This is a genomic window from Enterobacter sp. HMSC16D10, from assembly GCF_001807145.1.
Lineage (GTDB): Bacteria > Pseudomonadota > Gammaproteobacteria > Enterobacterales > Enterobacteriaceae > Enterobacter > Enterobacter roggenkampii.
Map to the genome: position 1 here is coordinate 13,700 of NZ_KV787829.1, position 22,521 is coordinate 36,220.

Below are 22,521 nucleotides of genomic sequence, written 5' to 3' on the forward strand. Positions count from 1 at the left end.
CATTACGCAAGATTTTCGAAGTATGCCTCCAACGCCTCCAGCTGTTCGCTGGCATCCTCAATGGCGTTGAATGTGCGCCGAAACTGGTCATCTGGAGCGTGCTCCTGGAGATACCAGGAAACGTGTTTACGCGCAATTCGGTACCCTTTCGCCTGACCGTAGTGGTCATGCAGTTCCCGAACATGCGAACAAAGCAAGCGCTTAACCTCTGCCAGAGGCAGGGGAGCAAGCAGCTCTCCAGTGTCCAGATAATGCTGGATTTCCCGAAAGATCCAGGGTCTTCCCTGAGCGGCACGTCCTATCATCAGAGCATCAGCTCCCGTATAGTCGAGCACCGCTCTGGCTTTAAGCGGGTCAGTTATGTCGCCATTCGCGATAATCGGAATGGAAACTTTCTGCTTAACTGCCCGAATGCTGTCGTATTCAGCTTCACCGTTGAACAAACAGGCGCGCGTGCGTCCATGAATGGTCAGGGCCTGAATGCCACAGTCTTCGGCCAGTTGGGCAATCTCTACACAGTTACGGTGTTCCGGCGACCAACCCGTGCGAATCTTCAACGTAACAGGAACGTCCACTGCGCTGACAACCGCCGTCAGGATAGCTTTCACCTGGTCGGGGTATTGCAGAAGGGCTGAACCTGCAAGCTTGCGATTCACTTTTTTGGCCGGGCACCCCATATTGATATCAATAATCTGGGCACCACTTTCCACGTTGATACGCGCGGCATCTGCCATCTCTTCAGGCACGCTTCCGGCAATTTGCACGGTGCGAATACCGGGTTCATCAATGTGCACCATCCGAAGGCGGGATTTATCGCTTTCCCAAACCTGCGGGTTAGACGACATCATCTCGGATACGGTTAAACCGGCTCCCATCTCATAGCACAGCGTCCTGAACGGCCGGTCGGTAATACCTGCCATAGGGGCTGCGATCAGGCGATTTCTAAGCTGGTGGTGTCCGATGCGCATGAGTTAAGAAATGACCATACTGTGACTGCAAGGCGGCGTATATTACGCATTTTTTGCACGAGATGAAAGGCCAAACTTTGAACAATCCACTGTTGTAGATCAAGGAATCGCCGCTCAATCTTTCCGTTAAGAATTATTCACTATTTAAATCATTGTGTTAGACAGGAATGGCTATTTTATGAGCGCTTACAATTTCCCGTAACTTCTCATCATTTCTGAATAAATGGCCTACCTGAACGGGATAATCTGCTGTTTTTAGCAGCAGATTTTCCCTCTTCTTTGCGATCTGCGTCGCATTTTAGAACATGATATTAAGCCTCAGAATGGGCGTTATTCGACCACAACGCGCCCATGCAGAGACTGTACCGGGCGGTTATTATCGTGATGCATGGTATGGGTAAATTTCTCAAGCTGTTCTGCTGAGACGGTTAACGGCTGTTTGAGCACGATCCAGGTGACCCCTTCAGAACACGGTGGCGTGGTCAGAGATCCGCTAAAGCGCCAGTAGGTTTTCACCTTCGGCAGCAGCTTGTTCAGGTTGAGATCCTTCTCAATGGAGACGTTCTGTTCAGCCTGCTGCGGCATCACGCTCCACAGCTTATCCAGCTCCGGATTCTCAGCCCCTTTATCAAACATGACGGCTACCACGGTCAGCTCACCCGCGCTGTTTTTATGTACCAGATGCATCTCCATCGCGTACTTCTTGCCGTGCACGGTGTTTTCGCTTGGTGCATGGAAGTGGAACTGCTGGAGCGTCCAGGTTTGCTTGTCCAGAGTGATGGTGTCGCGAGTGTCAGCCTGTTCGCTAGCCTGAATGGTATGGCCATTATTGGTCAGCGTTACAGGACCATCAATGTAGTGTGTTTGCAGCGGGGAGAGATGGGCGTTAGCGGTCGAATCAATATTTATCGGAGACTGGTTCATCCCGCTCTGGCAGGTCTTGTAGGCCTCGTCCAGTTCACCCCAGTGTTCCGGTGAACCTTCCCCTTCATAGCCCCAGTGTGATGCGAATGCTGAAGCCGAAACCATGCTCAGCGCAAACAGCGCTGCCTTGCCTGTAATGTGTTTCATCATATTCTTCCGGTGAATTTTTTAATACAAATCAACATGATTTGTGTGGTTATTTTACCGAAGAATGGCAGAGGGAGAGAGGATTATCAGAGGAAGAGGGGCGTGGTCAGAGGACCACGCCAAATGCTTATTTTTTACGACCGGTAATACGACACCACTCTTCTTTCTCCACCACCGGGTCGAGAGCGAAAAGATCGGCGTAGGCTTCACACACGCTGTCTGCCTGGCTTGCCAGGATACCCGAAAGTCCCAGCAGACCGCCCTCAACGGGCAGCACGCTGATTAACGGAGCCAGCTCGCGCAATGGCCCCGCCAGAATGTTTGCAACCACCACATCGGCTTTCATGGCTTCTGGCTGCGCATCCGGCAGATACAGCTCCAGTCGATCGGAAACGCCGTTGCGCTCGGCGTTGTCGCGACTGGCCTGAATCGCCTGTGGATCGATATCGATCCCGATAGCTTTTGCCGCGCCCAGTTTCAGGGCGGCAATCGCAAGGATCCCGGATCCACAGCCGAAGTCGATCACCGTCTTACCATCCAGATCGAGACCATCCAGCCACTGCAGGCACAGGGAGGTCGTTGGATGGGTGCCGGTACCAAACGCCAGACCCGGATCGAGCATGACGTTAACCGCGTTTTCATCAGGAACCTCGCGCCAGCTTGGGCAGATCCACAGACGTTTGCCGAACTGCATCGGGTGGAAGTTATCCATCCATTCGCGTTCCCAGTCTTTGTCTTCCAGCTGTTCGATTTTGTGCGCAAAGCCCGCGCCCAGCAGAGGGTGGTTTTCCAGAATCGCGACGACCTCTTTCATGTCGGTTTCAGCATCGAACAGGCCAATCACGTCGGTATCGCCCCACAGGCGGGTTTCGCCCGGCAGCGGTTCAAAGACCGGCGTGTCATGCGTGTCCTGGAAGGTGATAGAGACCGAGCCGGCCTCCATTAGCGCATCGCTCAGCTCTTCGGCGTTCGCGCCGGTTGTATTCAGTTTTAGTTGGATCCACGGCATGGCAAAACTCTTTATTTATCAGTAGAAATCATAGCGGGCTGTGGGCCGGGCTGACCGAAACGGTTCCCCACCACAAACGCCAGTAAACTTAGCAGTAACGAAGGCACAATCGGATGGAAGCCCAGGTACTGAATCTTAAACGTTGCGAGGACGGCGTACAGCACGCCGCCAACAATCATCGCGCTCAGCGCACCGGCAGCATTTGCGCGTTCCCAGTAGAGCCCTAACACCAGCGGCCACAGGAATACCGCCTCAAGCCCACCAAATGCCAGCAGGTTCAGCCAGATGATCATCTCCGGCGGGCGCCATGCGGCTAACAGCAGCAACGCGCCTAGCACCAGCGTAATCACCGCCGACATATGCTTCAGGCGACGTTCATTTTCAACCTGCTCAGGGCGCAGGTTCAGATAGAGATCTTTAATGATCGTAGCGGAACTTTGCAGTAACTGAGCGTTGATGGTCGACATAATGGCGGCCATTGGCGCGGCGAGGAAAATCCCGGCGGCAAAGGGGGGCAGTACTTTGACCATCAGCGTCGGGATAACCAGATCCGGCACGGTAAGATCGGGGATTACCGCGCGCCCTAATGCCCCCGCCAGATGCATACCAAACATCAGGACAGCGACCACAATCGTCCCGATGATGATGCCCTTGTGAACGGCTTTGCTGTCTTTATAGGAGATACAGCGCACGGCGGTATGCGGCAGACCAATTACTCCGAAGCAGACTAACACCCAGAATGAGGTCATAAAGGTCGGAGAGAGGATATCATCTGCGCCCTGCGGCGAGACCAGTTTCGGGTCAATCGCTTCCAGGGTTTCCACCGCGTGAGTGAGTCCACCCGCCGCATGAACAATCCCCACCAGCAGAACGATCGTACCGATGAGCATCACCATTCCCTGCAGCGTATCGTTCAGCACGCTGGCGCGGAATCCGCCAAACGCAGTATAGAGCGCGATGCTTACTCCGAAGATGATGAGGCCTGTCTCGTAAGGGATGCCGGCCGCCGTTTCCAGCAGACGCGCACCGCCGATAAACTGTACGGTCATCGCACCGATAAACGCCACCAGCAGGCTCAAGCTCGCCAGCCACACCAGCAAGCGGCTCTGGTAACGGGCAAAGAGCATATCGTTGAGCGTCACGGCATTGTAACGGCGCGCCAGAATGGCAAATTTTTTACCCAGTATGCCCAACGAGAGCCAGACGGCAGGCAGCTGGATCATCGCCAGCAAAACCCAGCCTAACCCGTATTTGTAGGCCGCACCGGGGCCGCCAATAAACGAGCTGGCGCTGATATAGGTCGCGGTCAGCGTCATCGCCAGCACAACGCCGCCCATCGAACGGCTGCCGAGGAAATACTCGTTCAGAAAGGCACCGGTCGTTCTTTTGCGCATGGCGTAAATGGACAATCCAAATACGACCAGCAGGTAAGCGACAAGCGGCAGAATGACTTCAAGCTGCATCATCGTCCTCCAGCGGAATATCCCGGTAGATAAATTTCACCATTGCCCAGCACAGCAGGATAAACACCAGCGGAACCAGCAGGCAGGCCAGTTCGAACCAGTGCGGCAGGCCGGTGATGCCAATAGCAGAGTCTGGTAAGTAAGCGGTTACTAACCATGCAGCAAGATAGAGAAGGGTCAGCCACAGCGCCCAGCGCGCTTCTTTATGGGCCTGAACAAAACGTTTGTCCATTTTTTGTCCCTTGTGGATGAAGAAAGCGGGGATTGTACATGATGAGGCTTTCCAGGCCCCAGAAATAAAAAAGGCCGGATAATCCGGCCTTTTCACAACACAGGTCTCTTACTTCTCGTTCAGACCGAGTTTTTTCTCCAGATAGTGGATGTTGGTTCCACCATTCTGGAAGTGCTCGTCGCTCATGATGCGCATCTGCAGATCAACGTTGGTTTTGATTCCGTCGATGATCAGTTCCTGCAGGGCGTTCTTCATGCGGGCAATCGCCACGTCACGGTTTTCGCCGTAGCAGATGAGCTTGCCGATCATTGAGTCATAGTACGGCGGTACGGTGTAACCGGCGTAGATATGAGACTCCCAGCGCACGCCAAAGCCACCCGGCGCGTGGAAACGCGTGATTTTACCCGGGCTTGGCAGGAAGGTGTTCGGGTCTTCGGCGTTGATACGGCATTCTACCGCATGGCCTTTCACCACAACTTCTTCCTGCTTGATGGACAGCGGCTGACCGGCTGCGATACGCAGCTGCTCTTTAATCAGGTCAACCCCGGTGATCATTTCGGTAACCGGATGTTCAACCTGAATACGGGTGTTCATCTCAATGAAGTAGAACTCGCCGTTTTCGAACAGGAACTCAAAGGTACCCGCTCCACGATAGCCGATATCGACACACGCTTTAGCGCAACGTTCGCCGATGTAGCGACGCAGTTCCGGAGTAATGCCCGGCGCTGGTGCTTCTTCGACCACCTTCTGGTGACGACGCTGCATGGAGCAGTCACGTTCTGCCAGATAGATTGCGTTACCCTGACCGTCAGCCAGCACCTGAATTTCGATGTGGCGTGGGTTTTCCAGGTATTTTTCCATGTACACCATGTCATTGCTGAAAGCGGCTTTCGCTTCTGCTTTGGTCATGGAGATGGACTGTGCCAGTTCAGCATCGCTGCGCACAACGCGCATACCGCGACCGCCGCCGCCGCCGGACGCCTTGATGATAACCGGGTAGCCAATGCGTTTAGCATGAGCACGGTTAGCATCCATGTCGTCGGTCAGAGGGCCGTCAGAGCCTGGTACGGTTGGTACACCGGCTTTTTTCATCGCGGTGATCGCAGACACTTTGTCGCCCATCAGGCGGATGGTGTCGGCTTTCGGGCCGATGAAGATAAAGCCAGAGCGTTCAACCTGCTCAGCAAAGTTGGCGTTCTCAGAGAGGAAGCCGTAACCCGGATGAATTGCCACCGCGCCGGTGATTTCAGCGGCGCTGATGATAGCCGGGATGTTCAGATAGCTTTTTACGGACGGAGCCGGGCCAATACAGACCGTCTCATCCGCCAGCAATACGTGTTTTAAATCGCGATCCGCGCTTGAGTGCACAGCGACAGTCTTGATGCCCAGTTCTTTACAGGCACGAAGAATACGCAGTGCGATCTCGCCGCGGTTGGCGATAACAATTTTATCCAGCATGTACGCCTCGTTACTCGATGACGACCAGCGGCTCGTCAAATTCAACCGGCTGACCACTTTCGACCAGAATCGCTTTCACAGTACCTGATTTGTCTGCTTCGATCTGGTTCATCATTTTCATCGCTTCAACGATGCACAGGGTATCGCCTACGTTGACTTTCTGACCCACTTCGATGAACGCCTTCGCGTCCGGGCTCGGGGTGCGGTAGAAAGTACCAACCATTGGGGAACGTACGATGTGACCACTGATTTCTGCTGCAGCGGCAGGTGCGGCTTCAGCTGCTGCTGGTGCAACGGCTGCGGAGAGCGCAGGCTGCTGCACTGGCGCAGCGTAAGCTTGCTGCATTACCGGGAAGCTAGCGGCTGGGGCTGCACGGCTGATGCGTACAGACTCTTCGCCTTCAGAAATTTCCAGTTCGGAGATGCCTGATTCTTCAACCAGCTCGATCAGTTTTTTAATCTTACGAATATCCATGAGTGGGTTCCGTACTCTTGTTTAGTGTGATTGTGACAAGCGTTTTACCGCTGTCTGTAAAGCGTATGAATAGCCGTCTGCGCCCAGTCCGCAGATAACGCCAGCAGCGATATCCGACAGATACGAATCGTGACGGAACGGCTCTCGGGCGTGCACGTTACTCAGGTGGATCTCGATAAACGGGATACTCACCGCAAGCAGTGCGTCGCGGATAGCAACACTGGTGTGCGTAAACGCGGCCGGATTGATCAGGATATAGTCCACATTGTCTTTAGCCTGATGAATACGGTCGATGATTGCGTACTCCGCGTTTGACTGAAAATGATCCAAATCCACATTCAGCGACGCTGCTTCCGTGCTCAAACGGTTAACAATTTCGCTTAATGTCAGCGTGCCGTACTTCTCCGGCTCACGGGTGCCGAGCATGTTCAGGTTCGGTCCGTTCAAAACTAAGATCTGGAACTTATCAGTCATTATGCCGCTATCTCCTGCGATTTTCGGGTAAAAAACAAAATATACCGTCGAAGCGCAAATGTCACCTTTTCAGAGGCCAAAAACCACTGTCAGGCGAACCAAGGTCGCACATTATAACGATTTCGTAGCATTTGGCAGCTAAATACTGGTCTTATCAGGGAAGATTATCAACCGCAATCCAAAAAAGATTTGCGGTTGAGAGGCAATCTGCGGGAAAACGCACAGTTTCGCGAACTATCGCAACCACTGGCGGAACTTCTTGTAACGCCATGCTAAAAGCGCCACGGCCGCCAGCGCGTAAAGGACCGGCTGCGGAGAGAGGATCTTCACCGACCACAGATAATGAATGGGTGCGAGGATCGCGACAAGATAGACGAAGTTATGCAGCAACTGCCAGCGACGGCCCAGCTTTCGCTGCGCATATTGCGTGGATGTCAGCGCTAACGCCAGTAAAATCACCCAGCTCACAATACCCAGCGTCAGATAAGGGCGCGTCACCAGTTCGCGGCCAAGCAGTGTCAGATTGTTAATTCCCAGTTCCAGCAGGGCATAGCTGGTCAGATGCAGCGTGGCCCAGGCAAAACACCATAGCCCCAAAAGCCGACGGGTGCGTATCAATAGTGGCTGTTTAGCGTAGCGCGCCAGCGGCGAGACGAGCAAGGTGGCCAGTAAAAATTTCAGAGCCATCCGACCGGTAAAATGCTGGATATCCTTGGCCGGATCGGCGCTAAAAAGCCCCTGGCTGGCGGCCCAGAACAGCCAGAGAAAGGGGAGTATTCCGGCTAAATGCAGCAGCACTTTCAGCCAGGTAATCTGTTTTGCCGTTAAACGCACTCAGAAGTTCTCCCGTAAATTGAGGCCACGGTACAGCGAGGCCACTTCATCCGCATAACCGTTAAACAGCAGCGTTGGCTGGCGCTTCACGTCCAGCGCGCCGCCGGAACCGATAAAACGCTCGGTCGCCTGCGACCAGCGCGGATGATCCACGTGCGGATTCACGTTGGCGAAGAAACCGTATTCGTCCGGAGCCGCCAGATTCCAGGTGGTTGGCGGACGCTCGCGGGTGAGCTTAATGCTGACGATAGACTTAATTCCTTTGAAACCGTATTTCCACGGCACGGTTAAACGGATGGGCGCGCCGTTCTGCGGCGGAAGCGCCTTGCCGTAAACGCCGACGGTCAGCAGCGTAAGAGGGTGCATGGCTTCGTCAAGGCGTAACCCTTCAACGTAGGGATACTCCAGCCCGCCGCCAATGAACCGGTCTTTCTGGCCCGGCATCTCGTCTGGCGCATACCGCGTCTGGAAAGCGACATATTTTGCGTTGCTGGTGGGCTCCACCATCGCCAGCAATTTATGCAGCGGGAAGCCGATCCAGGGCACCACCATCGACCAGGCTTCCACGCAGCGCATGCGGTAGATACGCTCTTCGAGCGGGAAACGGGTGGTCAGATCGTGGTGGTCCAGCGTCAGGGGTTTTGCCACTTCGCCGTCGATTTTCAGCGTCCACGGTTCGGTTTTGAGACTACCGGCGTTGGCCGCAGGATCGGCCTTGTCGAGGCCAAATTCGTAGAAGTTGTTATAGCCCGTCACTTTATCTTCTGGCGTAAGCGTCAGTTTGTTCTGCCATTGGGCGGGTTTCGTAAAGGTGAGCGGGGCGCCGGAAGGGGCCTTCGGCCGATCGTTGCCTTTAAACCAGTCGAGCAGGTCAGCGTGAGCCGAAGGCGAGAGCGAGAGCGCGGTGGCGCTGATGCCAAGCATTTTCAGGATCTGGCGGCGCTGTAACATAAAGACAGACTCGGACGTTACGTCGGCTTCCGTCAGTTTTCGGTTTTTCATGGCATCCTCCGTCATGCGTTTTCCTAAGCATGACGGAGGAGAGTGATTCGCGCGAATATGTCACGAAAATTTGAAGATTAGGCGATTTTCACCAGCGCGCGACCGTGGAACTGGTTATCCATGATCTTACTGGCATAGTCCGGTGCCTGGCTGAGCGTAATCTCCGTGGCGCTTTGGGTGTAGAAAGATTCCGGTAAATCGCGCACCAGACGTTCCCATGCCTCAGTACGACGAGCCGCAGGTGTCATCACGGAATCCACGCCCTGCAGGCGGACGTTACGCAGAATGAATGGCATCACGGTGGTTGGCAGGGCAAATCCGCCCGCCAGCCCGCAGGCGGCCACGCAGCCGCCGTAGTTCATCTGCGCCAGGACTTTTGCCAGCACTTTATCACCGACGGTATCCACCGCGCCCGCCCAGACCTGTTTTTCCAGTGGACGGGTTTCGGCGAATTCGTCACGGCTGAGAATGCGGTTTGCACCGAGCTGGCGCAGGTAATCGTGGGTACTTTCCCGACCGGAAACCGCCGCAACCTGATAGCCCAGCTTGTGCAGTAGCGTCACTGCCGTGCTGCCCACGCCCCCGCTGGCACCGGTGACGACAACTTCCCCCGATTCAGGGCGGATGTCTGCGTCTTCCAGCGCCATCACGCACAGCATCGCGGTAAAGCCTGCCGTGCCGACGATCATCGCCTTGCGGCCATCCATGCCTTTCGGCATCGGCACCAGCCAGTCGCCCTTCACGCGCGCCTGCGTGGCCAGCCCGCCCCAGTGATTTTCACCTACGCCCCAGCCGGTGAGCAGGACCTGCTGGCCCGGATGGAAGCGCGGATCCTCGCTGGTATGTACCCGGCCAGCGAAATCAATACCCGGCACCATAGGGAAATTTCGGATGATTTTACCCTTCCCGGTAATCGCCAGCGCATCTTTATAATTTAAACTGGACCAGTCGATGTCGACGGTTACTTCGCCTTCCGGCAGACGACTCTCTTCTACCGCCTGCACTGAGGCAAGCGTTTTGCCGTCCTGCTGTTCTAAGATCAAAGCCTGCATACGGGGTCCTCTCGACTCATTTGATTGGAAAATAATTTCTGAAGACTATACTCGCTCAGGGAAACGCAGTGCCGATTTAACGCAATAAATTGCCAGATACACCCGATTTGGTAGTATGCCGCATTTGAAATGCAAGTTAGCGCTTACTCGCTACCCCATCAACCCACGGAGTAATCTCAAGGATGCGATTAACGACGAAGTTCTCAGCTTTTATCACCTTGCTGACGGGGCTTACCATTTTTGTCACCCTTCTGGGCTGCTCTCTGAGCTTTTACAACGCCATTCAGGACAAACTGGTTAACCGGGTACAGTCTGTCGCGTCGGTAATTGATACGCGTCTGCTGACGACGCCGCTACCGGCACTCTCCAGGGAGCTCGATGAGTTGATGGTACCTGTTGATATTGTTCAGATCGACATTCAGCAGGGAAAGCATCGTGTGTTAAGCCACGAACGCCCGGGAAGCTATCGGCCTGCGGGCGTGGTGAGCCAGTATCGGGAAGTGACCGTACATTCCCTTAAAAATCCGGGGATGACCATACGCATGGTCTATCTCGATCCGATGGCCAGCTATTTCCGTTCCATGATGACCACCGCGCCGCTCACCGTCGCGGTGGCGTTTATCGTCCTGCTGATCTTTCTCGCGGTCCGCTGGCTGCGCCGCCAGCTCTCCGGCCAGGAGCTGCTGGAGATGCGCTCCGTGCGAATCCTTAACGGTGAACGCGGCCCGCAGGTCCGTGGTTCAGTCCACGAATGGCCGTCACGCGCCAGCAGCGCCCTGGATACGCTGCTCTCGGAAATCCAGTTTGCCAGCGACCAGCGCAGCCGTATGGATACGCTGATCCGCTCCTATGCCGCGCAGGATAATAAAACCGGCCTCAACAACCGCCTTTTCTTTGATAATCAGCTCGCCACGCTGCTCGACGATTCGGAAAAAGTGGGGACGCACGGGGTGGTGATGATGATTCGCCTGCCTGATTTCGATCTCCTGCGCGACACCTGGGGACAGCGGGCTGCGGAAGAAAATCTCTTTACGCTGATCAACCTGCTCTCCACCTTTATTATGCGCTACCCGGGCGCGCTGCTGGCCCGCTACCACCGCAGCGACTTTGCCGTGTTGCTGCCGCATCGGACGCTGAAGGAGTCGGAAAGCATCGCCAGCCAGCTGCTGAAGGCGGTTGATGCGCTGCCGCAGAGCAAAATGCTCGACAGGGACGATATGGTCCACATGGGGATCTGCGCCTGGCGTGGCGGACAATCGACAGAACAGGTGATGGAGCATGCGGAAGCGGCCACCCGCAACGCCGTGCTGCAGGGCGCGAACGGATGGGCGGTCTATGATGATTCGCTGCCGGAAAAAGGGCGCGGTAACGTGCGCTGGCGTACGTTGATTGAGCAAATGTTAAGCCGCGGCGGACCGCGTATTTATCAAAAACCCGCGGTCATGAAAAACGGCAACGTTCATCACCGTGAACTGATGTGTCGTATTTTTGACGGTACGGAAGAGGTTATTTCTGCGGAATATCTGCCAATGGTGCTGCAATTTGGGCTGTCCGAAGAGTATGACCGTCAGCAAATTAGCCGCTTGATTCCGTTTTTATCATTCTGGCCTGAAGAGAGCCTGGCGTTACAGGTCACCGTGGAGTCATTAATACGCCCGCGTTTTCAGCGCTGGCTGCGTGATACATTAATGCAATGCGAAAAATCGCAACGCAAACGCATTATTTTTGAACTTGCTGAGGCGGATGTAGGTCAACACATCAGCCGGTTACGTCCGGTGGTTCGTTTGATCAACGCGCTCGGCGCGCGCGTCGCGGTGACGCAGGCAGGTTTGACGCTGGTCAGCACCAACTGGATCAAGGAGCTGGATGTGGAGCTATTAAAGCTACATCCGGGGCTGGTAAGGAATATTGAAAAGCGCACGGAAAACCAGCTGCTGGTACAGAGCCTGGTTGAGGCGTGCAAAGGAACGCGAACACAGGTCTTTGCCGCGGGCGTGCGCGCCAGAGGCGAATGGCAAATGTTAACAGAGCGCGGTGTAATGGGTGGTCAGGGGGATTTTTTTGCTGCCTCTCAGCCGCTTGACACCAATGTGAAAAAATATTTGCAAAGATACTCGGTTTGACCTGCCGTTTACGCTGTTTTCACGTAGAATATCGCGCCTGTAGCTTTGAGTATGTCGAGCAAAAAGCCAGTGAACGACCTTTAACGGGTTACAAAGGTCAGTAAGGAATGCTGCTGTTTATTCAGCCCTGAGGGAGTCAGGGGATGATTTTGTAACATCAGGAAACGTACTGCACAAATTTTCACCGTTGCAGATGATTTTTGCGCCTTGTCGCTGCTGCGTGTGGTTGGTAAAGTAAGCGGATTTTGTTTTCCGCCCCAGCTTTCAGGATTATCCCTTAGTATGTTGAAAAAATTTCGTGGCATGTTTTCCAATGACCTGTCCATTGACCTGGGTACTGCGAATACCCTTATTTATGTAAAAGGACAAGGCATCGTATTGAATGAGCCTTCCGTTGTGGCCATTCGTCAGGATCGTGCAGGCTCGCCGAAAAGCGTAGCCGCAGTGGGTCATGACGCGAAGCAGATGCTGGGTCGTACCCCTGGCAACATCGCCGCTATTCGCCCAATGAAAGACGGCGTTATCGCTGACTTCTTCGTGACTGAAAAAATGCTTCAGCACTTCATCAAGCAGGTTCACAGCAACAGCTTCATGCGTCCAAGCCCGCGTGTTCTGGTGTGTGTGCCGGTTGGCGCAACCCAGGTCGAGCGTCGCGCAATCCGTGAATCTGCTCAGGGCGCAGGTGCGCGTGAAGTGTTCCTGATTGAAGAGCCAATGGCGGCGGCAATCGGTGCAGGTCTGCCTGTGTCTGAAGCGACCGGTTCCATGGTGGTGGATATCGGTGGTGGTACCACTGAAGTGGCCGTTATCTCTCTGAACGGCGTGGTGTACTCCTCTTCCGTACGTATCGGTGGTGACCGCTTCGACGAAGCCATCATTAATTATGTGCGCCGTAACTACGGCTCTCTGATCGGTGAAGCCACCGCAGAGCGTATCAAACACGAAATCGGCTCTGCATATCCGGGCGATGAAGTGCGCGAGATCGAAGTACGTGGCCGCAACCTGGCTGAAGGTGTTCCACGCGGTTTCACCCTGAACTCCAACGAAATTCTGGAAGCACTGCAGGAGCCACTGACGGGTATCGTGAGTGCGGTAATGGTCGCGCTGGAACAGTGCCCACCAGAGCTGGCGTCCGATATCTCCGAGCGCGGTATGGTTCTGACCGGTGGTGGTGCGCTGCTGCGTAACCTCGACCGCCTGTTAATGGAAGAGACAGGTATTCCTGTCGTAGTTGCAGAAGATCCACTGACTTGCGTCGCCCGTGGTGGTGGCAAGGCGCTGGAAATGATCGACATGCACGGCGGCGATTTGTTCAGCGAAGAGTAGTCGAGTTTGAGAGGGTAGCAATTTGCTACCCTTTCTCTCTGACGCGAGAATACGCATAGCCTATGAAGCCAATTTTTAGCCGTGGCCCATCGCTACAGTTTCGCCTCATTCTGGCGGTTCTGGTTGCGCTTGGGGTCATTATTGCCGATAGCCGCCTCGGTACGTTCAGCCAGATCCGAACGTACATGGATACCGCCGTCAGTCCTTTCTACTTTATATCAAATGGTCCCCGTGAACTGCTCGACTCCGTTTCTCAAACGCTGTCTTCACGAGACCAGCTCGAACTTGAAAACCGGGCATTACGCCAGGAACTGCTGCTGAAAAACAGCGAACTTCTGATGCTGGGGCAATACAAGCAGGAAAACGCGCGTCTGCGTGAGCTGCTCGGCTCGCCGCTGCGTCAGGATGAGCAGAAGATGGTTACCCAGGTGATCTCCACCGTGAACGACCCTTACAGCGATCAGGTTGTGATCGACAAAGGGAGCGTCAACGGGGTGTATGAAGGCCAGCCCGTCATCAGTGATAAAGGCGTAGTAGGCCAGGTTGTTGCCGTCGCCAAACTGACCAGCCGCGTGCTGCTGATTTGCGACGCCACGCATGCGCTGCCGATCCAGGTCTTGCGTAACGATATCCGCGTGATTGCGGCCGGGAACGGCTGTACGGACGATCTGCAGCTGGAACACCTGCCGGCCAACACGGATATCCGCGTGGGCGACGTGCTGGTGACCTCCGGTCTGGGTGGCCGCTTCCCTGAAGGCTATCCGGTTGCGGTGGTCTCTTCGGTGAAGCTGGATACGCAGCGTGCCTATACCGTGATTCAGGCGCGTCCAACCGCCGGTTTACAGCGTCTGCGCTACCTGCTGCTGCTGTGGGGCGCCGATCGTAACGGTACTAACCCGATGACGCCTGAAGAGGTCCATCGTGTGGCAAATGAACGCCTGATGCAGATGATGCCGCAGGTTCTGCCGCCAGCGGACTCTATGGGGCCGCCTGCGCCAGTCCCGGCACCGGCAACGGGGTTAACGCAGCCGCTGCCGGATGCGCCGCCACCGCCTAAACTCTCTTCGGGAGGGCAGTAGTGGCAAGCTATCGTAGCCAGGGACGCTGGGTCATCTGGCTCTCGTTCCTCATTGCACTGTTGCTGCAGATTATGCCCTGGCCGGATAACATTCTCGTTTTCCGGCCAAACTGGGTCTTGCTCATTTTGCTCTACTGGATCCTTGCCCTGCCGCATCGCGTAAATGTCGGCACGGGTTTTGTGATGGGTGCCATACTGGATCTCATTAGTGGCTCTACGCTGGGCGTACGCGCCTTGTCCATGAGCATTATTGCGTACCTCGTCGCACTGAAATTCCAGCTCTTCCGTAACCTCGCGCTCTGGCAACAGGCCCTGGTCGTGATGCTGTTGTCGCTTGCTGCGGATATCGTTGTTTTCTGGGCAGAGTTTTTAGTGATCAACGTCTCTTTCCGACCGGAAGTGTTCTGGAGTAGTGTAGTAAACGGTGTGCTCTGGCCGTGGCTATTCCTGCTGATGCGTAAGGTTCGCCAGCAGTTTGCTGTGCAATAAAAGGTTTCTATGACGTCTTTGTATCTCGCTTCCGGCTCCCCGCGCCGTCAGGAACTCCTGACGCAGCTTGGGGTCTCTTTTGAACGCATCGTGACCGGCATTGAAGAAAAACGTGCTGAGGGCGAAAGTGCTCAACAGTACGTGTCACGTCTGGCGCGCGAGAAAGCGCAGGCGGGCGTGGCCTGCGTGCCGCGCGATCTGCCCGTGCTGGGAGCTGATACCATCGTTATCCTTAACGGTGAAGTGCTGGAGAAACCGCATGACGCCGAACACGCGGCGCGCATGCTGCGCAAAATGTCCGGGCAAACGCATCAGGTGATGACGGCCGTCGCGCTGGCGGACCGCCAGCACGTGCTGGATTGCCTGGTGGTGACGGATGTCACGTTCAGAGTACTTACCGACGACGAGATCGCCGCTTATATTGCCAGCGGTGAACCGATGGATAAAGCAGGTGCATACGGTATTCAGGGGCTGGGTGGCTGTTTTGTCAGGAAGATTCATGGCAGCTATCACGCCGTAGTCGGCTTACCGCTGGTGGAAACGTATGAGTTGCTGAGCAATTTTAACTCACTGCGTGAGGGAAGGGATAATTATGACGGCTGAATTGTTGGTAAACGTAACGCCATCGGAAACCCGTGTGGCCTATATTGACGGTGGCATTCTTCAGGAAATTCATATTGAGCGTGAAGCGCGGCGCGGAATAGTAGGCAATATCTACAAAGGTCGTGTCAGTCGTGTACTGCCGGGTATGCAGGCGGCTTTTGTAGATATTGGACTGGATAAGGCGGCATTTTTACATGCCTCCGACATCATGCCGCACACCGAGTGCGTCGCGGGCGAAGAGCAAAAGCAGTTTGCCGTGCGCGACATTTCTGAACTGGTGCGTCAGGGGCAGGACTTAATGGTGCAGGTGGTGAAAGATCCTCTTGGTACCAAAGGCGCCCGTCTGACCACCGATATCACTTTACCTTCCCGCTATCTGGTCTTTATGCCCGGCGCGTCGCACGTGGGCGTTTCGCAGCGTATTGAGAGCGAAAGCGAGCGCGAGCGCCTGAAGAAAGTCGTCAGCGCCTACTGCGATGAACAGGGCGGATTTATCATCCGCACCGCCGCGGAAGGGATCAGCGAGGAAGACCTGGCGTCAGATGCGGCTTACCTGAAGCGCGTCTGGACAAAAGTGATGGAGCGTAAAAAACGCAACCAGACCCGCTATCAGCTCTATGGTGAGCTGGCGCTGGCGCAGCGCGTGCTGCGTGACTTTGCCGACGCGCAGCTCGACCGCATTCGCGTGGATTCCCGCCTGACGTATGAAGCGCTGCTGGAGTTTACCGCTGAATATATCCCGGAGATGCCAGGCCTGCTGGAGCACTACACCGGGCGTCAGCCGATCTTCGATCTCTATGATGTCGAAAACGAGATCCAGCGTGCCCTGGAGCGTAAGGTTGAACTGAAGTCCGGCGGCTATCTGATCATCGATCAGACCGAAGCGATGACCACCGTCGATATCAACACCGGCGCGTTTGTCGGTCATCGCAATCTGGACGACACCATCTTCAACACCAACATCGAAGCCACGCAGGCCATTGCGCGCCAGCTTCGTCTGCGTAATCTGGGCGGCATTATCATTATCGACTTCATCGATATGAGTAATGAAGACCATCGCCGCCGCGTGCTGCACTCGCTTGAACAGGCCCTGAGTAAAGATCGCGTGAAAACCAGCATCAACGGCTTCTCACAGCTGGGGCTGGTGGAAATGACGCGTAAGCGTACCCGCGAGAGCGTGGAGCATGTGCTGTGTAATGAATGCCCGACCTGCCATGGACGCGGAACGGTAAAGACGGTTGAGACCGTCTGCTACGAGATCATGCGTGAAATTGTGCGTGTGCATCATGCCTACGACTCCGATCGTTTTCTGGTCTATGCTTCCCCTGCGGTGGCTGAAGCGCTGAAAGGCGAAGAGTCACACGCGCTGGCGGAAGTGGAAATCTTTGTCGGCAAACAGGTAAAAGTACAAATTGAACCGCTCTATAACCAGGAGCAGTTTGACGTCGTGATGATGTAAGCGCAGTACGCTGCGTGACCAAAGCTGACAAGGAGAGATGCGTGAGGCGATTGCCGGGGATTTTATTGCTTACAGGGGCAACGCTGGTCGTGATTGTCGCGTTGCTCGTGAGCGGGCTACGCCTCGTTTTACCGCATCTGGACAGCTGGCGTCCGCAACTGCTGGCAAAAATCGAATCCACCACCGGCGTGCCGGTGAACGTCAGCCAGGTAAGCGCCAGCTGGCAGAATTTTGGCCCGACGCTCGATGTGCGGGATATCAACGCCAGCCTGAAAGATGGCGGCCACCTCAAAATCAAACGCGTGACCCTGGCGCTGGACGTCTGGCAAAGCCTGCTGCATCTGCGCTGGCAGTTTCGCGATCTCACCTTTTATCAGCTTCAGTTTCTGACCAATACGCCCATCTCGGGCGGCGACAGCAGCCAGGGGCTTGAGGCCAACCGTTTTAGCGATCTTTTCCTGCGCCAGTTCGATCATTTCGATCTGCGCGACAGCGAAGTGAGCTTTATTACCCTTTCCGGCCAGCGCGCGGAACTGGCGATCCCCCAGCTGACCTGGCTCAACGGCAGGAACCGGCACCGCGCTGAGGGGCAGGTGAGTCTCTCCAGCCTGAACGGTCAGCACGGCGTGATGCAGGTGCGCATGGATCTGCGTGACGATGACGGTCTGCTAAATAACGGCAAAGTCTGGCTGCAGGCCGACGATGTGGACGTCAAACCGTGGCTGGGCGACTGGCTCCAGCAGAATATGCAGCTGGAAACGGCCCGATTCAGCCTTGAAGGCTGGCTGACCCTGACGAAAGGCGAATTTGCCAGCGGTGATATCTGGCTCAAGCAGGGGGGCGCGAGCTGGAAAGGCGAAAAACAACAGCATCAGCTTTCCGTCGATAACCTCACCGCCCACGTGACGCAGGAGAAAGAGGGCTGGCAGTTTGCCATTCCCGATACGCGGATCGCGATGGACGGCAAGCCGTGGCCGCGCGGTGCGCTGACGCTGGCCTGGATGCCGGAGCAGGACGTTGGCGGCACGGCCAGTAAACGCAGCGACGAGCTGCGCATCCGCGCCAGCAACCTGGATTTGGCCGCCATTGAAGGGCTGCGCTCAATGGCGGCAAAGCTCTCTCCAGACCTGGGCGAGATCTGGCTGGCTACGCAGCCGAGCGGAAAGATCGATTCTCTGGCGCTGGATATCCCGCTTCAGGCGACGGAAAAAACCCGTTTCCAGGCAACATGGAAAGATCTTGCCTGGAAGCAGTGGAAGCTGCTGCCGGGTGCGGAGCACTTTAGCGGCAAGCTGGAAGGCAGCGTGGAGAACGGCAGGCTGACGGTTGATATGCACGACGCCAGAATGCCGTACGAGACGGTCTTCCGCGCGCCGCTGGAAATCGAACAGGGCAACGCAGTGCTTAACTGGCTCCGTAACGATAAGGGCTTCCAGCTCGATGGTCGCCATATCGACGTCAAAGCCAAAGCGGTACACGCGCGGGGTGACTTCCGCTATCTGCAACCGCAGGGGGACGAGCCGTGGCTGGGTATTCTGGCCGGAATCAGTACCGATGATGGCTCGCAGGCCTGGCGCTATTTCCCGGAAAACCTGATGGGTAAAGCGCTGGTCGACTATCTGAGCGGCGCAATCCAGGGCGGTCAGGCGGAAAACGCCACGCTGGTCTACGGCGGTAACCCCCATCTGTTCCCGTACAAACATAATGAAGGTCAGTTCCAGGTTCTGGTGCCGCTGCATGACGCCACCTTCGCGTTCCAGCCGGGCTGGCCCGCGCTGAAAAACCTGGATATCGAACTTAACTTCCTCAATGACGGCCTGTGGATGAAGTCCGACAGCGTGGCGCTGGGCGGCGTGACGGCCAGCAACCTGACGGCCAACATTCCGGACTACTCAAAAGAGAAGCTGCTGATTGATGCCGACATCAACGGTCCCGGCAAGGCGGTGGGACCGTACTTTGAGGAGACCCCCCTGAAAGAGTCGCTGGCGGCGACGCTTCAGCAGCTGCAGCTTGATGGCGATGTGAATGCTCGCTTACATCTTGATATCCCGCTGGACGGTGAGATGACCACCGCGAAAGGCGACGTTCGTCTGAAGAACAACAGTCTGTACATTAAACCCCTTGAGAGCACCCTGAAAAATCTCAGCGGGCAGTTCAGCTTTGAGAACGGTAACCTGAAGAGCGAGCCGCTGACCGCCAGCTGGTTTAATCAGCCCGTGAATATCGACTTCACGACCACAGAGGGTGAAAAGGCGTATCAGGTGGCCGTCAATCTGGACGGTAACTGGCAGCCAGCGCGAATGGATGTCCTGCCGAAGCCGATTGAGGCGTCGGTGGAGGGGGCGGTCGCCTGGCAGGGTAAAGTGGCAATCGACCTGCCTTATCACGCAGGTGCCCAGTACAAGGTCGACATCACGGGTGATCTGAAGAATCTTCGAAGCCAGCTGCCTGCGCCGCTGGATAAACAGGCCGGACAGCCGCTGCCGGTGAAGCTGAACGTCGAGGGCAACCTGAACAGCTTCGCGCTGACCGGAAACGCGGGCGGGACGAACCACTTCAACAGCCGCTGGCTGCTTAACCGCAAGCTCACCCTCGACAGGGCCATCTGGACGACGGATAGCCGCTCCACGCCGCCGCTGCCAGAGCAGACGGGCGTTGAGCTGAATCTGCCGCCGATGGACGGTGCAGAGTGGCTGGCGTTGTTCCAGAAAGGCGTTGGGCAAAACGTTGATGAAACCGCGCAGTTCCCGCAAACCATTACCGTACGCACGCCGTCGCTGATGCTGGGTGGGCAGCAGTGGAACAACCTGAGTATTGTCTCGCAGCCTGCTGCTAACGGTACGAAAGTGGAGGCCCAGGGCCGGGAGATAAACGGCACGCTGACCATGCGCAATCACGCGCCGTGGCAGGCGGCGATCCGCTATCTCTACTACAACCCGGCCGCCGCGAGTAAAGATAAACCGGCGGATACCTCGCCGCTGAGTCAAACCTCCCGCGTCGACTTTAGCGGCTGGCCCGATCTCCAGCTGCGCTGCGCGGAGTGCTGGCTGTGGGGACAGAAATATGGCCGTATCGACGGTGATTTTGCCATTCAGGGAAATACGCTTACGCTCACCGGAGGATTGATCGACACCGGCTTTGGCCGCATGACGGCAGGCGGGGAATGGGTGAATAACCCGGGCGAGCAGCGAACGTCCCTCAAGGGCGACATTAAAGGCAACAAACTGGATGCGGCAGCCAATTTCTTTGGCATCAGCACGCCGCTGCGCGGTTCGTCATTTGACGTCGATTACGATCTTCACTGGCGCGACGCCCCGTGGAAGCCGGATGAGGCCTCGCTGAACGGCATTCTGAAAACCCGCTTCGGCAAAGGTGAAATCGCCGACGTGAGCACGGGGCGCGCCGGGCAGATCCTGCGCCTGCTGAGTTTTGATGCGCTGCTGCGCAAGCTGCGCTTCGATTTCAGCGATACCTTCAGCGAAGGGTTCTACTACGATTCCATCCGCAGTACGGCGTGGATCAAGGACGGCGTTCTGCATACGGACGATACGCTGGTGGATGGCCTGGAAGCGGATATCGCCATGAAAGGCTCGGTCAACCTCGTGCGCCGCGAGCTGGATATGGAAGCCGTGGTGGCGCCGGAAATTTCCGCGAGCGTGGGCGTTGCGGCGGCCTTCGTGGTGAACCCGATTGTCGGTGCGGCGGTGTTTGCCGCCAGCAAAGTGCTGGGGCCGCTGTGGAGCAAGGTCTCCATTCTGCGCTACCGCATTACCGGTCCGGTCGATAAACCGCAGATCAACGAGGTGCTGCGCCAGCCGCGCAAAGATGCACAGCAATGATTTGACGTGGGCAGGTAATTGCCTCACTCTCAATAAATACGATCTTTATACCGCCACGGGCGGCAACGAACGAGTAGCAATACGATGAGTCTGAACCTGGTAAGTGAACATTTGCTCGCAGCGAACGGCCTGAACCATCAGGACCTGTTCTCCATTCTTGGTCAACTGACCGAACGCCGTCTCGACTACGGCGACCTTTATTTCCAGTCGAGCTATCACGAATCCTGGGTTTTAGAAGACAGCATCATTAAAGATGGCTCTTACAACATCGACCAGGGCGTCGGCGTCCGCGCCGTCAGCGGGGAGAAAACCGGTTTTGCGTATGCCGATCAGATTAGCCTCGCCGCACTTGAGCAGAGCGCGCAGGCCGCGCGCACCATTGTGCGTGATACCGGCGATGGTCGCGTGAAAACCCTGGGAGAAGTGCAGCACTCTGCGCTCTATACCAGCATCGATCCGCTGCAGAGCATGAGCCGTGAAGAGAAGCTGGATATCCTGCGCCGCGTGGACAAAGTGGCGCGCGCGGCAGATAAACGCGTGCAGGAAGTTTCAGCCAGCCTGAGCGGTGTGTATGAACTGATTCTGGTGGCGGCAACGGACGGTACCCTGGCGGCAGATGTCCGTCCGCTGGTGCGTCTCTCTATCAGCGTGCAGGTCGATGAGGACGGCAAACGCGAGCGCGGTTCAAGCGGCGGCGGCGGTCGTTTTGGCTATGACTGGTTCCTGGGCGACGTTGACGGTGAAGCGCGCGCTGACGCGTGGGCAAAAGAAGCCGTGCGCATGGCGCTGGTGAATCTGAATGCCGTCGCGGCGCCGGCGGGTTCATTCCCGGTGGTGCTGGGTGCCGGCTGGCCGGGCGTGCTGCTGCATGAGGCGGTGGGCCATGGTCTGGAAGGCGACTTTAACCGTCGCGGAACGTCGGTATTCAGCGGTCAGATTGGTCAACTTGTCTCCTCTGAACTGTGCACCGTGGTGGATGATGGCACCATGCGCGATCGTCGCGGCTCGGTCGCTATCGACGATGAAGGTACGCCCGGCCAGTACAACGTGCTGATCGAAAACGGCGTGCTGAAAGGCTACATGCAGGACAAACTCAACGCGCGCCTGATGGGCGTTGCGCCAACGGGTAACGGCCGTCGTGAGTCCTACGCGCACCTGCCGATGCCGCGCATGACCAATACCTACATGCTGCCGGGCAAATCCACGCCGCAGGAGATTATCGAATCCGTTGATTACGGTATCTTTGCGCCTAACTTTGGCGGCGGCCAGGTGGATATCACCTCCGGTAAGTTTGTCTTCTCTACCTCAGAAGCGTATCTGATCGAAAAGGGCAAAGTGACCAAAGCGGTGAAAGGTGCAACGCTGATCGGCTCCGGTATTGAAGCCATGCAGCAGATCTCCATGGTCGGTAACGATCTCAAGCTGGATAACGGCGTGGGCGTCTGCGGTAAAGAGGGCCAGAGCCTGCCGGTGGGCGTGGGCCAGCCAACGCTGAAAGTAGACAACCTGACGGTGGGCGGCACAGCCTGACCTGAGCAAACATAAAAAAAGGCGCTACAGATGTAG

Annotated in this window: 20 protein-coding genes; 8 read left to right on the forward strand and 12 right to left on the reverse strand. The window is 56.2% G+C overall.

What is annotated here, in order from left to right; all coding sequences use genetic code 11:
* Positions 1-2 precede the first annotated feature (2 nt).
* From dusB to HMPREF3143_RS02705, 11 genes are all read right to left on the reverse strand, one after another.
* Complete coding sequence (dusB, locus tag HMPREF3143_RS02655; RefSeq protein ID WP_008502861.1) at positions 3-968, reverse strand: tRNA dihydrouridine synthase DusB; 966 nt, start codon at positions 966-968, stop codon at positions 3-5.
* A 330-nt stretch (positions 969-1,298) separates the two neighbouring features.
* The gene (locus tag HMPREF3143_RS02660; protein ID WP_069598832.1) at positions 1,299-2,039 is read right to left on the reverse strand and encodes a carbonic anhydrase; all 741 of its coding nucleotides are present in this window, start codon (positions 2,037-2,039) and stop codon (positions 1,299-1,301) included.
* A 127-nt stretch (positions 2,040-2,166) separates the two neighbouring features.
* Positions 2,167-3,048 carry a 50S ribosomal protein L11 methyltransferase gene (gene prmA, locus HMPREF3143_RS02665; protein ID WP_008502859.1) on the reverse strand — a complete coding sequence of 294 codons (882 nt, stop codon included), beginning with the start codon at positions 3,046-3,048 and terminating at the stop codon, positions 2,167-2,169.
* Between the two features lie 11 nt (positions 3,049-3,059).
* Positions 3,060-4,511, reverse strand: coding sequence for a sodium/pantothenate symporter (gene panF, locus HMPREF3143_RS02670; protein ID WP_045354594.1), 1,452 nt, complete (start codon positions 4,509-4,511; stop codon positions 3,060-3,062).
* Complete coding sequence (locus HMPREF3143_RS02675) at positions 4,501-4,743, reverse strand: YhdT family protein (RefSeq protein WP_021242290.1); 243 nt, start codon at positions 4,741-4,743, stop codon at positions 4,501-4,503. The genes panF and HMPREF3143_RS02675 overlap by 11 nt, the downstream gene beginning before the upstream one ends.
* A 108-nt stretch (positions 4,744-4,851) precedes the next feature.
* Entirely contained in the window at positions 4,852-6,201 is a 1,350-nt protein-coding gene (gene accC, locus HMPREF3143_RS02680) for an acetyl-CoA carboxylase biotin carboxylase subunit (protein ID WP_003860388.1), read from the reverse strand.
* 10 nt (positions 6,202-6,211) lie between these two features.
* Positions 6,212-6,676, reverse strand: a complete 465-nt coding sequence (gene accB, locus HMPREF3143_RS02685; RefSeq protein WP_008502856.1) for an acetyl-CoA carboxylase biotin carboxyl carrier protein — start codon at positions 6,674-6,676, stop codon at positions 6,212-6,214.
* 21 nt (positions 6,677-6,697) lie between these two features.
* Positions 6,698-7,150 carry a type II 3-dehydroquinate dehydratase gene (gene aroQ / locus HMPREF3143_RS02690; RefSeq protein ID WP_070531671.1) on the reverse strand — a complete coding sequence of 151 codons (453 nt, stop codon included), beginning with the start codon at positions 7,148-7,150 and terminating at the stop codon, positions 6,698-6,700.
* 234 nt (positions 7,151-7,384) lie between these two features.
* Positions 7,385-7,984, reverse strand: coding sequence for a protein-methionine-sulfoxide reductase heme-binding subunit MsrQ (msrQ, locus tag HMPREF3143_RS02695; protein ID WP_008502854.1), 600 nt, complete (start codon positions 7,982-7,984; stop codon positions 7,385-7,387).
* Complete coding sequence (msrP, locus tag HMPREF3143_RS02700) at positions 7,985-8,986, reverse strand: protein-methionine-sulfoxide reductase catalytic subunit MsrP (protein ID WP_021242288.1); 1,002 nt, start codon at positions 8,984-8,986, stop codon at positions 7,985-7,987. It lies immediately after the preceding gene.
* Between the two features lie 77 nt (positions 8,987-9,063).
* The gene (locus HMPREF3143_RS02705; RefSeq protein WP_070531676.1) at positions 9,064-10,038 is read right to left on the reverse strand and encodes an acrylyl-CoA reductase (NADPH); all 975 of its coding nucleotides are present in this window, start codon (positions 10,036-10,038) and stop codon (positions 9,064-9,066) included.
* A gap of 182 nt (positions 10,039-10,220) precedes the next feature.
* Here HMPREF3143_RS02705 and csrD point away from each other — a divergent pair, with 182 nt between their 5' ends.
* Complete coding sequence (gene csrD / locus HMPREF3143_RS02710) at positions 10,221-12,161, forward strand: RNase E specificity factor CsrD (protein WP_025912568.1); 1,941 nt, start codon at positions 10,221-10,223, stop codon at positions 12,159-12,161.
* A gap of 80 nt (positions 12,162-12,241) precedes the next feature.
* Here csrD and HMPREF3143_RS25885 read toward each other — a convergent pair whose 3' ends face one another.
* Entirely contained in the window at positions 12,242-12,475 is a 234-nt protein-coding gene (locus tag HMPREF3143_RS25885; protein ID WP_162269491.1) for a hypothetical protein, read from the reverse strand.
* Between HMPREF3143_RS25885 and mreB the strand changes: the two genes are divergently transcribed.
* The 7 genes from mreB to tldD all read left to right on the forward strand — a co-directional run bounded on the left by mreB (position 12,444) and on the right by tldD (position 22,485).
* The gene (mreB, locus tag HMPREF3143_RS02715) at positions 12,444-13,487 is read left to right on the forward strand and encodes a rod shape-determining protein MreB (RefSeq protein WP_000913396.1); all 1,044 of its coding nucleotides are present in this window, start codon (positions 12,444-12,446) and stop codon (positions 13,485-13,487) included. The two genes, HMPREF3143_RS25885 and mreB, sit on opposite strands and share 32 nt — an antisense overlap.
* A 62-nt stretch (positions 13,488-13,549) precedes the next feature.
* Positions 13,550-14,566 (forward strand): rod shape-determining protein MreC, encoded by a 1,017-nt coding sequence (gene mreC, locus HMPREF3143_RS02720; protein ID WP_008502850.1) that lies wholly within the window; start codon positions 13,550-13,552, stop codon positions 14,564-14,566.
* Positions 14,566-15,054, forward strand: coding sequence for a rod shape-determining protein MreD (gene mreD / locus HMPREF3143_RS02725; RefSeq protein ID WP_008502849.1), 489 nt, complete (start codon positions 14,566-14,568; stop codon positions 15,052-15,054). The genes mreC and mreD overlap by 1 nt, the downstream gene beginning before the upstream one ends.
* A gap of 9 nt (positions 15,055-15,063) precedes the next feature.
* Positions 15,064-15,657, forward strand: coding sequence for a Maf family protein (locus HMPREF3143_RS02730; RefSeq protein ID WP_021242285.1), 594 nt, complete (start codon positions 15,064-15,066; stop codon positions 15,655-15,657).
* Positions 15,647-17,116: a ribonuclease G gene (gene rng, locus HMPREF3143_RS02735; protein WP_008502847.1), complete on the forward strand. Its 1,470-nt coding sequence runs from the start codon at positions 15,647-15,649 to the stop codon at positions 17,114-17,116. Before HMPREF3143_RS02730 ends, rng begins: the two co-directional genes overlap by 11 nt.
* A gap of 41 nt (positions 17,117-17,157) precedes the next feature.
* Positions 17,158-20,955, forward strand: coding sequence for an AsmA2 domain-containing protein YhdP (gene yhdP / locus HMPREF3143_RS02740; protein ID WP_021242284.1), 3,798 nt, complete (start codon positions 17,158-17,160; stop codon positions 20,953-20,955).
* 84 nt (positions 20,956-21,039) lie between these two features.
* The gene (gene tldD, locus HMPREF3143_RS02745; protein ID WP_021242283.1) at positions 21,040-22,485 is read left to right on the forward strand and encodes a metalloprotease TldD; all 1,446 of its coding nucleotides are present in this window, start codon (positions 21,040-21,042) and stop codon (positions 22,483-22,485) included.
* Positions 22,486-22,521: the final 36 nt, after the last annotated feature.